General features: G+C 68.6%; 12 protein-coding genes. 8 read left to right on the top strand and 4 right to left on the bottom strand.

The window, feature by feature from the left end; translation table 11 throughout:
- The first annotated feature begins 80 nt into the window (after positions 1 to 80).
- Complete coding sequence (gene nrdR, locus ABJK40_RS03665) at positions 81 to 560, top strand: transcriptional regulator NrdR (RefSeq protein ID WP_348478798.1); 480 nt, start codon at positions 81 to 83, stop codon at positions 558 to 560.
- On the opposite strand, the gene ABJK40_RS03660 is transcribed toward nrdR, so the two are convergent.
- A complete protein-coding gene (locus ABJK40_RS03660) occupies positions 514 to 1218 on the bottom strand; it encodes a dihydrofolate reductase family protein (RefSeq protein WP_348478797.1) in 705 nt (234 codons plus the stop codon). The genes nrdR and ABJK40_RS03660 overlap by 47 nt on opposite strands.
- 287 nt (positions 1219 to 1505) lie before the next feature.
- On the opposite strand from ABJK40_RS03660, the gene ABJK40_RS03655 reads away from it, so the two are divergent.
- From ABJK40_RS03655 to ABJK40_RS03640, 4 genes are all read left to right on the top strand, one after another.
- Positions 1506 to 1799 (top strand): hypothetical protein, encoded by a 294-nt coding sequence (locus ABJK40_RS03655; RefSeq protein WP_348478796.1) that lies wholly within the window; start codon positions 1506 to 1508, stop codon positions 1797 to 1799.
- Positions 1800 to 1872: 73 nt separating this feature from the next.
- Entirely contained in the window at positions 1873 to 4833 is a 2961-nt protein-coding gene (locus ABJK40_RS03650) for an ATP-dependent DNA helicase UvrD2 (protein WP_348478795.1), read from the top strand.
- Between the two features lie 9 nt (positions 4834 to 4842).
- Positions 4843 to 5724, top strand: a complete 882-nt coding sequence (locus tag ABJK40_RS03645) for a hypothetical protein (protein WP_348478794.1) — start codon at positions 4843 to 4845, stop codon at positions 5722 to 5724.
- Positions 5725 to 5739: 15 nt separating this feature from the next.
- Entirely contained in the window at positions 5740 to 6801 is a 1062-nt protein-coding gene (locus ABJK40_RS03640; RefSeq protein WP_348478793.1) for an ABC transporter ATP-binding protein, read from the top strand.
- 98 nt (positions 6802 to 6899) lie between these two features.
- Here ABJK40_RS03640 and ABJK40_RS03635 read toward each other — a convergent pair whose 3' ends face one another.
- Together ABJK40_RS03635 and ABJK40_RS03630 are read right to left on the bottom strand one after the other, a co-directional pair.
- The gene (locus ABJK40_RS03635) at positions 6900 to 7922 is read right to left on the bottom strand and encodes a 2-oxoacid:ferredoxin oxidoreductase subunit beta (protein WP_348478792.1); all 1023 of its coding nucleotides are present in this window, start codon (positions 7920 to 7922) and stop codon (positions 6900 to 6902) included.
- A complete protein-coding gene (locus tag ABJK40_RS03630; RefSeq protein ID WP_348478791.1) occupies positions 7919 to 9880 on the bottom strand; it encodes a 2-oxoacid:acceptor oxidoreductase subunit alpha in 1962 nt (653 codons plus the stop codon). Before ABJK40_RS03630 ends, ABJK40_RS03635 begins: the two co-directional genes overlap by 4 nt.
- 164 nt (positions 9881 to 10044) lie before the next feature.
- Between ABJK40_RS03630 and ABJK40_RS03625 the strand changes: the two genes are divergently transcribed.
- Genes ABJK40_RS03625 through ABJK40_RS03615 form a run of 3 tightly spaced genes read left to right on the top strand, consistent with a single transcriptional unit; the run spans position 10045 to position 12459 of the window.
- On the top strand, positions 10045 to 11592 hold the full coding sequence (locus tag ABJK40_RS03625) for an ATP-dependent DNA ligase (protein ID WP_348478790.1): 1548 nt from the start codon (positions 10045 to 10047) through the stop codon (positions 11590 to 11592).
- A 57-nt stretch (positions 11593 to 11649) separates the two neighbouring features.
- The gene (locus tag ABJK40_RS03620) at positions 11650 to 11820 is read left to right on the top strand and encodes a hypothetical protein (RefSeq protein WP_348478789.1); all 171 of its coding nucleotides are present in this window, start codon (positions 11650 to 11652) and stop codon (positions 11818 to 11820) included.
- A gap of 39 nt (positions 11821 to 11859) precedes the next feature.
- Complete coding sequence (locus tag ABJK40_RS03615; RefSeq protein ID WP_348478788.1) at positions 11860 to 12459, top strand: thymidine kinase; 600 nt, start codon at positions 11860 to 11862, stop codon at positions 12457 to 12459.
- Positions 12460 to 12498: 39 nt separating this feature from the next.
- Here ABJK40_RS03615 and ABJK40_RS03610 read toward each other — a convergent pair whose 3' ends face one another.
- A complete protein-coding gene (locus ABJK40_RS03610) occupies positions 12499 to 12996 on the bottom strand; it encodes a hypothetical protein (protein ID WP_348478787.1) in 498 nt (165 codons plus the stop codon).
- Positions 12997 to 12999 lie beyond the last annotated feature (3 nt).

Here is a 12999-nt window from a genome sequence, read left to right as displayed (position 1 = left end):
GTGCGGTCCGGCGCAAGGCTCGTCCGTCCGCCGGAGGTCGCTGCGCCCTCAACAATCGCCAACACGGGTATCCTCGGCACGTGCAGTGTCCCATGTGTCGTGCCGATGACACCCGGGTGGTCGACTCGAGACTGGCCGAGGACGCCACGGCAATCCGTCGACGTCGAGAGTGCCTGACCTGTGCCGACCGCTTCACCACGTTCGAACGTGTCGACCACGCGCCTCTCCGCGTGAACAAGACCACGGGGGCGACCGAGCCGTTCGACCGTTCGAAGCTGGTTGCCGGGATCGCAGCGGCCACGAAGGGCCGTGAGGTCTCCGACGCCGACCTCGACCGGATGGCGACGCGCATCGAGGACGCTCTGCGGCTGCACGGTAACGAGGTGAGCTCAGCGGTGGTCGGGTTGGCCGTGCTCGAAGAGCTCCGAGCGGTCGACGACGTGAGCTATCTGCGCTTCGCGAGCGTCTACAAGCACTTCGATGCCGCCGCCGACTTCCACCGTGAGCTCGAGCTCATGGAGAAGCAGGCGCCACGCCCCGGCGTCGGCGCCAACGGCTGAACACGAACGCCTCGTCGTCGACGATCATCTGGACCAGCTCGAAGACAGCGGACAGGTCGCCCGCTCCGCTCACGAGGCGTGGTCCGTCACCGCCGACGAGGGCAGGTGAGGTGGTGAGGTTCAATTCGTCGAACAGGTCTGCGTCGGCGAATGCGCCGTTGAGGGAGGGTCCTCCCTCCACCTGCACGTACCGGGCTCCCGGGGCGACGTCGTCGAGGAGCACCATCGCAGCGGCGAGGTCGACCTCGTCGCCGCCGGCGCGCACCACGTCGACCCCGCGCTCGTCGAACGTCGTCGTGGAGGTCGTGATCACGAATCCAGCGCCCGACGTGAACAATTCGCTCGAGGTGTCGACCGAGCCGCTGCGTGTCACCACGCCGATGCGCTGCCCCGGCTTCGAGGGAGGGCCGTAGCCCTCGCCGCGTGCCGTTCCGGCTCCGACCACGAGCACATCGGCCAGCGCACGAAGCCGCAGCAGGACACCGGAGTCGTTCTCGCTGGACAATCCGGCGGAGGCGCCGTCGACGACGGTCGAGCCGTCGAGCGACGCCACCATGCACAGACCGACCCACGGCCGATCCTCGCGAGTTCCCAGGGGGCCGGTGTACGCCTGCTCGATGGTCGAGGTTTCGGACGGGGAGGGCAGGATCCGGTGCATCGACGCGATGTTGCCAGATCGATCACAATCCACACCGGTCCACAGGACTCCATCGCAATTCACAGGGCAATTCACAGGCTTGTCCCTCTTCCATTCCACAGCGCGCGTTCTCTATCTTGAAGCGCCTGGCCGATCGCGGCCGAGACACGGCATGCGCCAGCGACCCGTCGTTGCGCCTGGGGTCCGAAGCGGATCCTGAACCTGTGATGCTCGCCCGCGATCGGCCACTGCTCGCTGTCGCGACGGTCCGACGCCCTGGCGGATCCGGGTTGGCCTAGCATCTGCTCATGGAGCCGGAGTTCACCGACGAGGAGTTGACGGCCCTGGCTCTCGCCACCGACCCCGACGACGTGGTGATCGACGACGACGCCGTCCCGTTCGGGGGTCTCGATCGCGGAGCCGCACTGCTGCCGGCCTGGTACATGCCCGCACCACTCGGAGCGGGGAGTGGACCCCGTGGACGCAGGGCGGTCGTCGTGTCGACCTTGGTGCTGGCGATGCTGGTGGTCAACGCCGCCGGTCTGTGCGTCACCTACGGCATTCCCGAGGTCGGCGACCGGGTCACCTCACTGTTCCGCTGACGAGCTCGACACGCACACCCGCTCCGATCGAACAGGTGTGCGGGTTTCGAGGGCCTTCGCTACAGTGCCGTCGATGGCGATCTCGTGTGCGTACTGCGGCGGCGAACATGCTCGGCCGGCCGATGTCCGTTCCTGCTGGATCGAGCACGGTGAGCAGAGCATCGAAGCCACCACGGTCGACGCGGGCGACGACGTCCCGCCCCCCTCCGATGCGCATGCTCCGCCGTCATCGGAGGGTGGACGCACAGCGGCTGGGGGGTCGGCGCCGTCCGACATCGCTCCCGGCGCGTCCTTCGTCCGTCGGTCGGTCGGGTCGTCGCCGCGGCGCGCTCCGGTCGTCACAGCCGCCGAGTCGATCGTCCGCGGTGCGGCGCCGGCGCACGCCGGTCCCGACGCGCTGGGTCGCCATGGTGTGGTGGTCGCCGGAGCCGATGTACCCGAGCCGTGGAGCACGGTGCCGCGGGTGGGGCTCACCGCCGACTCCCGTGCCGATCCGGCATCGCTGATCGAGCGTCTGCGGGCCGCAGCGGCCGGGCGCGAGCGGCTGGTGATCGAGGTCGACCCGGAGATCTCCGCCAAGGTCGACGCCGGGCGCATCCCGATGCTCGCGACCACAGCGGAACCGTACGCGGTCGGCGCCGATTTCGAGTTCCTCGGCGACGAACTCCACCATCTCCTCTGGTCGAACTCGATCGACCTGCGCGGGCAGCCGACCTGGGACGCACTCGACGTCGCCCTCGCCGCCGGGCTGGCTCCGGTGCCGCCGGGTGAGGTCGGTGACGTCCTGCTGGCCGACGGAACGGCGGTCTGGCTCGACGCCGGCCCCATCGGATACGGCGACCCGATCGACGGTGTCCCGGTCGTCCACGTGGTCTCGGTCGAGCACGGCGCACCTGCTGTCGCCACCACCAACGTCTGCGAGGCCGATCTGGCGCCCGACCAGTTGGCCGCGGTCACGCATCCCGGCGGCGCCGCGCGGATCATCGCACCCGCAGGGTCGGGCAAGACCCGCGTCCTCACCGAGCGCGCCCGTCACCTGCTCGGCAACTGGAACCTGCCGCCCTCGGCGGTCAGTCTCGTGGCGTTCAACAAGCGGGCGCAGGAGGAGATGCGTGAACGCACGCCCGATCTGCCCGATCTCCACGTGCGCACGCTCAACGCCATCGCTCTCGCCATCGTCAACGGTTCGGCTCCCTTCGCTCCCCAGCCCACACAGTGGCGCACGATCAACGAGGTCGACGTGCGTCGGATCATCGGTGATGCGGTGTCGTTCCCGAAGCGTCGCAACAGTGACCCGATCGCCCCCTGGATCGAGGCACTCAGCCTGGTGCGGCTCGGTCTGGTGTCACCCGCGGACGCCGAAGCCCGCTACGACGGCGACGTCGACGGGTTCGCCGCCTTCTGGCCCGCCTATCGCGCTGCGCTCGAACGTCGCGGTGCGGTCGACTTCGACGACCAGGTGTACCGAGCACTCATGGTCCTGCTCTCGGACCCCACTGCGCGTCGCGCTGCTCAGCGAGCGTGTCGCACGATGCTCGTCGACGAGTTCCAGGACCTCACACCGGCCCACCTGCTGATGATCCGGCTGCTGTCGGCTCCCGGTGGAGCCGTGTTCGGCGTAGGCGACGACGACCAGACGATCTACGGCTACAACGGCGCCGATCCGGGCTGGCTGATCGACTTCGCCGAGTTGTTCCCCGGCGCCGGTGCCCACCCGCTCGAGGTCAACTACCGATGCCCGGGTGGCATCGTCGACGCCGCGGATCGGCTCCTGCGTCACAATCGGCGTCGCGTCGACAAGGTCATCCGTGCCCACTCCGCCGACCCAGGTGGATGGTCGGTCGCGACGAGCGCCGATCCGGTCGGAGACGCGATGGACGCCGTCCGAGGCGCACTCGCATCCGGGGCATCCCCTCGCGACGTGGCCGTTCTCGCCCGCGTCAATGCAGTGCTCGCCCCGGTCCAGGTCGCGCTCGTCGGCGAGGGCATCCCCGTCAGTGGCGGCGTCGGAGCGGAGTTCTGCGATCGCACCTCGGTGCGCAGCGTCCTCGCGTGGCTGCGGATCGCGTCGACCGACGAACGGGGGCGGTTCCTCCCCGGCGACATCACGGAGTCACTGCGTCGCCCGTCGCGGTCGTTCCACCCGCGGATCACGTCGTGGATCTCCGAGCAGGGGACCGTGGTCGACATGTTCAAGCTGGCCGGTCGCCTCAACAACGATCGTGACGTGGACCGGTTGATGGAGTACGCCGCGGACATCCAGACCATGCAGAAGCTGGTGCAGAGCGGAGCACCCACCTCCGACGTGGTGATCGCACTGGTCGACGAGATCGGCCTCGCCGGCTCGGTGGCCGGTCTCGACGTCACCCGCCGTGGCATGAACCGGTCGGCGCAGGGCGACGATCTCACCGCGCTGAAGCACCTGGCCGCGCTCCACGACGACGTGGCCAGCTTCGAATCGTGGCTGCGGACCGCACTCACATCCACCCGATCGTCCGACGGCATCACGCTGTCGACCGTGCACCGGGTCAAGGGCCAGGAGTGGCCCCACGTCGTCGTGCACCATGCCGACGCCGAGCAGTACCCGCACCGCCTCGCCGAAGACGTCGAGGAGGAGCGCCGCCTGTTCCACGTCGCGATCACCCGGGCGAGCCGCCACGCCACCGTCGTCACGGGGCCGACACCGAGCCCGTTCGTGGAGGAACTCACGAACGAGCCGTCGCCCGAGCGGGTCATCTCGTCGCACCGGCCCGACCCGGTCGCGTCCTCGTCGGCCACGGCAGCGAGGAAGACCGACCCCACTGCGGACCTCGACGCATCAGCATCCGCCAGGTTCGAACGCCTCAAGTCCCTGCGCACGGAACTGGCGGCAGGCAAGCCGGCCTACGTGGTGTTCGACAACAAGACCCTCGCCGCCATCGCCCGCACCGCACCCACGACCAAGCAGGAACTCGCACGCATCTCCGGTGTCGGCCCCGCGAAGCTCGACAGGTACGGCGACGCATTCGTCGAACTCATCGCCACGCTCGACTGACGACGACCCATGCGTGGCGCATCGATGTTCGAGCGGATCGTCGTCGTGGACTGGAGCGCCAGTTCGACGCCCACGACCGGCAAGGACTCGATCTGGATCGCCGAACTGCACGTTGCGTCGGGTCACCTGAGCACGGTGAACCCTCCGACACGCACCGCAGCCTGCGACCTGCTGATGCACCTCGCGTCGGGTTCCGGCCGCTGCCTGGTCGGCGTGGACTTCTCGCTCGGGTTCCCCGCCGGGACGGCCGACGCCGTGGGGCTGACCGGGGTGCCGTGGGCGGTGACGTGGGAGCTCCTGGCCGCGACGATCGTGGACGACGAGCGCAATGCCAACAACCGATTCGAGGTCGCACGCGAACTGAACGAGACGATGTCCTCCGGCCCGGGACCGTTCTGGGGGTGTCATCCGTCGAGGGCATCGAGCCACCTCACGTCGACGAAGGTCCCCTGCGATCCGCTGCCCGAGTGGCGCACGGTCGAGGCCGAGTTGCGGCGACGCGGCATGCGGCCGTTCTCCGCCTGGCAGCTGCTCGGGGCCGGTGCAGTCGGGAGCCAGAGCCTGGTCGGCATCGCCGCGATGTCGCGACTCCTGGACCGGCTCGTCACCTCGGGACGTTCGGTCGACGTCTGGCCCTTCACCTGCGGCCTCCGTCCCCCGGAGGCCGACGTCGTGCTCGTCGAGGTGTGGCCGACCCTCGTCGACTCCACGACCCGCCCGGGCGACGATGCGCGCAACGGGTGGGAGGCGAGGGTCCGCGACGAACGCCAGGTGATGGCGGTCGCCCGGCACCTGAGGTCGATCGACCTGGCGGCGGGCTTCTCGCCACAGGTTCCGATCGGAACCGAGGAGACCATCGTGAGCGAGGAAGGGTGGGTTCTGGGAGCGTGAGAGACTGAGCGGGCGATGGCTGCGGTGTCTCTCCACGACCTCACGACGACCGTCGGTCGCCGCACGGTGCTCGACGGCGTGGACGCGAAGATCCCCGACGGCGGTTTCGCTGCGGTGATCGGCCCGTCCGGTACGGGGAAGTCCACGCTCCTCCGCACGATCGCCGGGCTCGAGACCCCGTCGCGCGGTCGGGTCGAGTTCGATGGCGTCGACATGTCGCCGAGGAGGACCGCTGAACGTGACGTGGGCATGGTCTTCCAATCGGCGGCCCTGCTCCCGACGCGCAACGTGCGGCGCAACGTGCAGTTCCCCCTCGAACTCCGACGGCAGGCGGCAGCGGCGATCCGTGAGAGGGTGGGCGCCGAGGCGCGAGCCATGCACATCGACCACCTCCTGGAACGGAACCCGGCGACCTTGTCGCGCGGCGAGGAGCAACTGGTGCAGATCGCACGGACGATGGTGCGCACCCCGCGCGTGCTGTTGCTCGACGAGCCGTTCGCCCCGCTCGACGAACACCTCCGCCAGCGGATGCGACGAGAGATCCGCATGCTGCAGGCGGGGTATCGGGTGACGACCCTGATGGCCACCAACGAACCGGTGGACGCGATGTCACTCGCGTCGCTGTTGATCGTCCTCGACGGATCGCCGGCGTCGGTGGTGCAGACGGGAACTCCCGCCGAGGTCCACGACGAACCTGCCTCGGTCGCGATCGCCACGGCCACGGGGCCGCTGTGGCGGCTCCGCGTCGAGGTCACCGCCGACGGCGGTGGCTATTGGCTGTCGGCACACGAAGCGGTACACCTGCGCGTCTGGTCTCCAGCGCTGGCTGCCCACGTCGGGCGGATGGTCACGCTGGGTGTGCGTACCGCCGGCCTGGTTCGTGACGATCGAGGGGAGGCCGAGGCGACGTTGCTGCGGATCGTTCCGGGGGCGACCGGTGGTCTGCTGTGCCGATGGGCCGGCGAGCTCGTCACCGCCGAGGGGACGGCGACGGCCGAGGAGATCGACTCGTCGATGCGCCTGCGTGTCGACCGCCCCCAGATCTTCGATCCGTCGAGTGGCGCCCGCATCGCCTGAACCGTCGACGATTCCGCGTCGTGGCGGCGTGTCCGGGCCGGGCTCGGGCGGTGGGGCAGCCGGTCCGCCGACTCCCGTCGACGGTCGCACGGGTCGGGTCAGGTGACGGTCCAGGTGCCGTTGGAGGCGAGGAGATCGTGCAGGTCGCCGGGCCCCTTGGCATCGCTGGCGGCCACGACCTGGTCGCTCACCGCCTGGGCGTACTCGGATCGTTCCACGTCACGGAAGACGCCGAACGGCGTGGGCGAGTGGTCGTCGTCGCTGAGGCGGGCGAGTGCGAATGCGAGCGACGGGCGATCCGCCCGTGCATCGTGGACCAGGATGTTCTCCGATCCCACGTCGGCGACGTCGACGAGTTTGAGGAATCCGTCGCTGCCCTGCATCACGCCGCGCGACCGGTCGACTCCGAAGGTGATCGGTTCGCCGTGCACGAGATCGATCATCATCGCCTCGCGGCTGTCCTTCTTCGTGACGTCGTTGAACTGACCGTCGTTGAAGACGTTGCAGTTCTGGTAGATCTCGACGAACGACGCCCCCTGGTGAGCGTGAGCGGCCCGGAAGACCTCCTGCATGTGTTTGCGGTCCAGGTCGTGGGTCCGTGCGACGAAGGTGGCCTCGGCGCCGAGGGCGACCGACAGCGGGTTGAACGGCGCATCGACCGACCCCATCGGTGTGGACTTGGTGACCTTGCCGACCTGCGAGGTGGGTGAGTACTGACCTTTCGTCAGGCCGTAGATCCGGTTGTTGAACATGAGGATGTTCAGGTTGACGTTGCGTCGCAGCGCGTGGATGAGGTGGTTGCCACCGATCGACAGTCCGTCGCCGTCGCCGGTGATCACCCAGACGTCGAGGTCGGGCCGTGCGGTCTTGATGCCGGTGGCGATGGCCGGTGCACGCCCGTGGATGGAGTGCATGCCGTAGGTGTTCATGTAGTACGGGAACCGGCTGGAGCAGCCGATCCCGGAGACGAACACGGTGTTCTCGGGAGCGACGCCGAGCGATGGCATCAACTGCTGGACCGCCAACAGGATGCCGTAGTCGCCGCAGCCCGGGCACCAGCGCACCTCCTGGTCGCTGGTCCAGTCCTTCTTCGTGGTGACGGCCACCTGTGCAGTGCTCATGACACTCCTCCGTTCTGCTCGTGCTGTTCCGCGGATCGGAGACTCGCCACGGCATCGTCGATGGCCGCCTCGATCTCTCGCGACTTGAACGGCAGACCCTGGACCTTCGTCACGGGTGTGATGTCGACGAGGAACGTGCCGCGCAGATGATGGGCGAGTTGACCGCGGTTGAGTTCGGGCAGGATCACCCGCTTGTACCTCCTCAGCAGGTCGCCGAGGTCGGGTGGGAGTGGGCTGAGGTGGACGATGTGGGCTTTGGCGACCTTCACGCCTGCTCGCCGCCGGCGTTGCACGGCGGCATCGATCGCCGCCCACGTGGATCCCCATCCGAGCACCAGCACGTCGGCGTCCTCGTCACCCTCGACCACGGTCGCAGGGATGTCCTGAGCGACCATGGCGACCTTGGCCGCTCGCAACTCCGTCATCAGTTCGTGGTTCTCGGGCGTGTAGTCGATGTTGCCCGTTCCGTCCTTCTTCTCGAGCCCACCGACCCGGTGCATCAACCCGGGCGTGCCGGGGATCGCCCACGGACGGGCCAGGTTCTCGTCGCGCAGGTACGGCCAGAACTCGTCGACGGGTTCGCCGTCGCCGTCGGTTCCGACGTGGTTCATCTCGGTGGCGAACGGCACCGAGATGTCCGGCAGCGTCTCGATGTCGGGCAGCTTCCACGGCTCGGAGCCGTTGGCGAGGTACCCGTCGGAGAGCAGGATCACCGGCGTGCGGTACTTCAGAGCGATACGTGCTGCTTCGATCGCAGCGTGGAAGCAGTGGGCGGGGGAGTAGGACGCGACCACGGGGAGCGGAGACTCGCCGTGGCGTCCGTAGAGCGCCATGTTCAGGTCGGATGCCTCGGTCTTGGTCGGCAGCCCGGTCGACGGTCCGCCACGCTGGATGTCGATGATCAGCAACGGCAGTTCGATCGCCACGCCGAGCGAGATCGTCTCGCTCTTGAGTGCCACGCCCGGGCCGCTGGTGGTGGTGATGCCGAGGTGACCGGCGAACGCAGCACCGAGTGCGACGCCGACCGCTGCGATCTCGTCCTCGGCCTGCACGGTGCGCACGCCGAACTGCTTGTGCTTGGAGAGCTCGTGGAGAATGTCGGACGCCGGGGTGATCGGATACGACCCGAGGGTGATCGGCAGCTTCGCGAGTTGACCGGCGGCGATGAGGCCCCAGGCGAGCGCCGTGTTGCCGGTGATGCTCGTGTACTCGCCCGCCGGCAACGTGGCCGGTCGGACCTCGTATCGATGGCCGACCGCTTCGGTGGTCTCACCGAAGTTGAAGCCGGCACGGAACGCCGCCTTGTTCGCCGCGGCGACCTGTTCGTTCTTCGAGAACTTCTCCTCGATCCACTCCTCGGTCGGCTCGATCGGGCGGGTGTACATCCACGACACGAGACCGAGGGCGAAGAAGTTCTTCGATCTCTCGGCGTCGCGGGCCTTGACGCCGAGCGGCTCGCACACCTCGAGGGTCAGTGTGGTCATCGGCACCTCGATCACCCGGTAGCCGTCGAGCGAACCGTCGTCGAGCGGGCTGACCAGCTCCCCGTTGGGGCCCGAGTCGGTGGCGTACCCGGCCTTCTCCAGGTCGCGTTCGCCGAAGGAGTCCTTGTTGACGATCAGCGTCCCTCCCGGCTGGAGTCGGTGGAGGTCGGCCTTGAGCGCCGCTGCGTTCATCGCCACGAGCACCGTGGGTTCGTCGCCCGGTGTGGTGATGTCGTGGTCGGCGATGTTCACCTGGAACGCCGAGACGCCGTTGACCGTGCCGGCGGGGGCGCGGATCTCGGCAGGGAAGTCGGGCAGCGTCGAGAGGTCGTTCCCGAACGACGCGCTCACCGAGGTGAAGCGGTCGCCGGTCAGTTGCATCCCGTCGCCGGAGTCGCCTGCGAAGCGGACGACGAGGTGGTCGAGGATCCGATCCCCGTCCGTCGTGTCGGGTCGATCGATCGTGTCGGTCATGTGATGTTTCCCCCAGGGAACATGTCGTGTCGCCGACGCATCCCCCGATGCCTCGACACGCCTGGCACCGTTGCCGGGCGACACGCTTCACCGTAGTCAGCCGGGTGCGGTCGATGCGGACACGGGCGGTTCGCGAATCGCACGACCGGGGCAGACTGCACGACGTGCTGTTCGATGAACTGGCCGCCGCGTCCGATGCGGTGGGAGCGACCTCCAAGCGGAACGAGAAGGTGGCGATCCTGGCCGAGGTCCTCCGGCGGCTGCGACCCGACGAGATCGTCCCTGCCGCGTCGTTTCTCGTCGGCACCACGCCGCTCGGGCGGATCGGGGTCGGCTGGGCGACGCTCGTCGAGGTCCGGGCGACACCCGCGGTCGAGGCGACGTTGCAGATCGCCGAAGTGGACGACGCACTGCGACGCGTCGCCGCGATGGCCGGCGACGGGGTCGGCGCTGCCCGGCGGTCGGCGCTCGTCGACGTCCTCGGACGGGCGACCGACCGTGAGCAGCAACTCGTGCGGGGTGTCCTCGGGGGAGAACTGCGCCGAGGTGCACTCGGTGGAGTGCTGACCACGGCGATCGCCGCCGCTGCCGGGGTGCCGGTTGCAGCGGTCCGTCGCGCGGCGATGATGGCAGGGGATCTCGGCGCGGCGGCGCATGCTGCTCTCACGGGTGGAGCATCCGCACTCGATGCGGTCGCTCTCGTGCCGTCGCGTCCCGTCCAACCGATGTTGGCCAGCCCGGGCAGCTCCGTCGCCGAAGCGATGGCCGCTGCCGGCACGGCGCAGGTCGACTGGAAGCTCGACGGCGTCCGCCTCCAGGCCCACCGCAGCGGGGGAGCGGTGTCATTGTTCACCCGGAACCTGAACGACGTGACCGGTCGACTGCCCGGTGTGGTCGAGGTCGTCCGGTCGTTGCCCGGTGGTGACCTCGTGCTCGACGGCGAGGCGATGGGGTTGACGGACGACGGGTCGCCGCGACGCTTCCAGGACACGGCGGGAGATTTCGGTGCCGGCCGCGCCGACGGTGTGGAGTTCGGAGCGGGGCGAGGCGACGGCCTGGCTGCGTTCTTCTTCGACATCCTCCACGTCGACGGCTCCCCGGTCCACGACGAACCGCTGAGCGTCCGACGCCAGCTCCTCGCGGACACCGTGCCCGAGGTCCATCGCCTCGCGTCGATCGTGACCGCCGACGTGGCCGAGGCCGAGGCGTTCCTCGACCGGGCCATCCGCGCCGGGCACGAAGGCGTGATGGTCAAGGACCTGGATCAACCGTACGAGGCCGGTCGTCGCGGCAAGGGGTGGCGCAAGGTGAAGCCGGTGTACACCCTCGACCTCGTCGTGCTGGCGGTCGAGTGGGGGCACGGTCGTCGGCGGGGATTCCTGTCCAACATCCACCTCGGTGCGCGAGCCGCCGACGACAGCGCGAACGAGTTCGTGATGGTCGGCAAGACGTTCAAGGGGATGACCGACGAGATGCTGCGCTGGCAGACCGAACGGTTCGGTCGGCTGAAGATCGGGGAGGGAACCGGTCGGGAGCGCCACGTCGTGCACGTCGAACCGGTGCAGGTCGTCGAGATCGCGGTCGACGGCGTGCAGGTGTCGACCACCTATCCCGGCGGCGTCGCTCTGCGCTTCGCCAGAGTGAAGCGATACCGCCAGGACAAGACCTCCGACGACGCCGACACGATCGACGCCGTACGCGCCCTCCTCTGACCAACCTCTGTTGTTCGTTCCGGGACGGATCAACAGAGGTTGCGTAGGCTCGGGCGGATGAGAGTTGCGTTGGTCGGTGTCCTGTTGCTGTGCGCCGCATGCAGCGGTGGGAGCGACGAGCCCACCGACGAGATCACACGGATCGACGGCCCTGCGGTCGTCGACCCGGATCAGGGCGGAGCGAACCAGGATGGCGACGAGGGTGGCGGCGACGCGGGTGGCGGATGACCCGCCCCCTGTGTCATCGCGGGTAGCTTCGCGAGCGGCATGGCGACGCTGCGATTCAACTTCGGCACGATGGGTTCGGGCAAGAGCACCGTGGCACTGCAGATCCACCACAACCTCGCCAACCGCCAACTCTTCGGGTTGTTGCTCACCAGCATGGACCGCGAAGGCCGCCAGGTCACGAGCCGCCTCGGGGTGGCTGCACCGGCCATCGAAGTGGCTGCCGAGTCCGACCTGTACGCACTGGCCGTGGCGAACTGGCCGATCCACTACATGATCTGTGACGAGGTGCAGTTCTACTCCAAGGAGCAGTGCGAGGATCTGGCGCGGGTCGTCGACGACCTCGAGGTCGACGTGTACGCGTTCGGTCTGCTCACGGACTTCCGCGGGGAACTGTTCGAGGGGACGAAACGGATGCTCGAACTCGCCGACGAACACAGCGCGCTGCAGGTCGAGGCCCGTTGCTGGTGCGGGCACCGAGCCACCCACAACGGCCGTGTCGTCAACGGCATCGTCGTCTACGAAGGTGACACGGTGATGGTCGGCGACACCGACGAGCACGACCAGCCGCTGTTCGGCGATTCGATCCGCTACGAGCTGCTGTGCCGGAGCCACTTCCGCAGCGGCGACCTCGGCGGCTGACGATCAACCGGTCGAGAGTTCGAGTGCGCGAAGGTGCCGTCAGCCACCTGGCGCGTTGCGCCCGGCCTCACGGCACAGCATCGAGATCGCGAGTGCGCCGATCCCACCCGATGCCCTGAACGCAATCGTGCCGACCTCGTCGAGACCGCCCGACACGCCGAAGATCGCGAACGCCGCGTTCGCGGCTGCGACCACGATCAGGGCGTTGGCGGTCCAGCGGGTGAGGCGGAGCAGGATCGCGAGTTCCAGTTGCTGCATCGGGCCGGCGATCCAGGTCGCGACCGAGGCTGCCACGGCGACGAGCGCGAGCCACGGGAGGTTCGGCAGGAAGCCGATGAACGCGAGGTCCTCGACCCGTTGCTCCCACAGGCCGGCACTCACCCCTCCGGCGACCTGCGTGACCCGGTACATGACCTGGAACAGCCAGAACACCCAGGCGAGGTAGAGCACCATTCCCACGCGTGTGAGAGTCCGGATGATCGTCGTCTCGCGGTTGCCGTCGCGGCGGGTCGGGACCGGCGCGTCGTCACCGGCCACGAA

The organism is Ilumatobacter sp. (assembly GCF_039969435.1).
Lineage (GTDB): Bacteria > Actinomycetota > Acidimicrobiia > Acidimicrobiales > Ilumatobacteraceae > Ilumatobacter_A.
This window is presented reverse-complemented; position numbering and strand designations above follow the sequence as displayed.

Coding starts and splice junctions, on each gene's coding strand:
- ABJK40_RS03660 (WP_348478797.1), bottom strand. CDS start 1,218: ATGCACCGGATCCTGCCCTCCCCGTCCGAAACCTCGACCATCGAGCAG.
- ABJK40_RS03655 (WP_348478796.1), top strand. CDS start 1,506: ATGGAGCCGGAGTTCACCGACGAGGAGTTGACGGCCCTGGCTCTCGCC.
- ABJK40_RS03640 (WP_348478793.1), top strand. CDS start 5,740: ATGGCTGCGGTGTCTCTCCACGACCTCACGACGACCGTCGGTCGCCGC.
- ABJK40_RS03645 (WP_348478794.1), top strand. CDS start 4,843: ATGCGTGGCGCATCGATGTTCGAGCGGATCGTCGTCGTGGACTGGAGC.
- ABJK40_RS03615 (WP_348478788.1), top strand. CDS start 11,860: ATGGCGACGCTGCGATTCAACTTCGGCACGATGGGTTCGGGCAAGAGC.
- ABJK40_RS03620 (WP_348478789.1), top strand. CDS start 11,650: ATGAGAGTTGCGTTGGTCGGTGTCCTGTTGCTGTGCGCCGCATGCAGC.
- ABJK40_RS03650 (WP_348478795.1), top strand. CDS start 1,873: ATGGCGATCTCGTGTGCGTACTGCGGCGGCGAACATGCTCGGCCGGCC.
- ABJK40_RS03630 (WP_348478791.1), bottom strand. CDS start 9,880: ATGACCGACACGATCGATCGACCCGACACGACGGACGGGGATCGGATC.
- ABJK40_RS03635 (WP_348478792.1), bottom strand. CDS start 7,922: ATGAGCACTGCACAGGTGGCCGTCACCACGAAGAAGGACTGGACCAGC.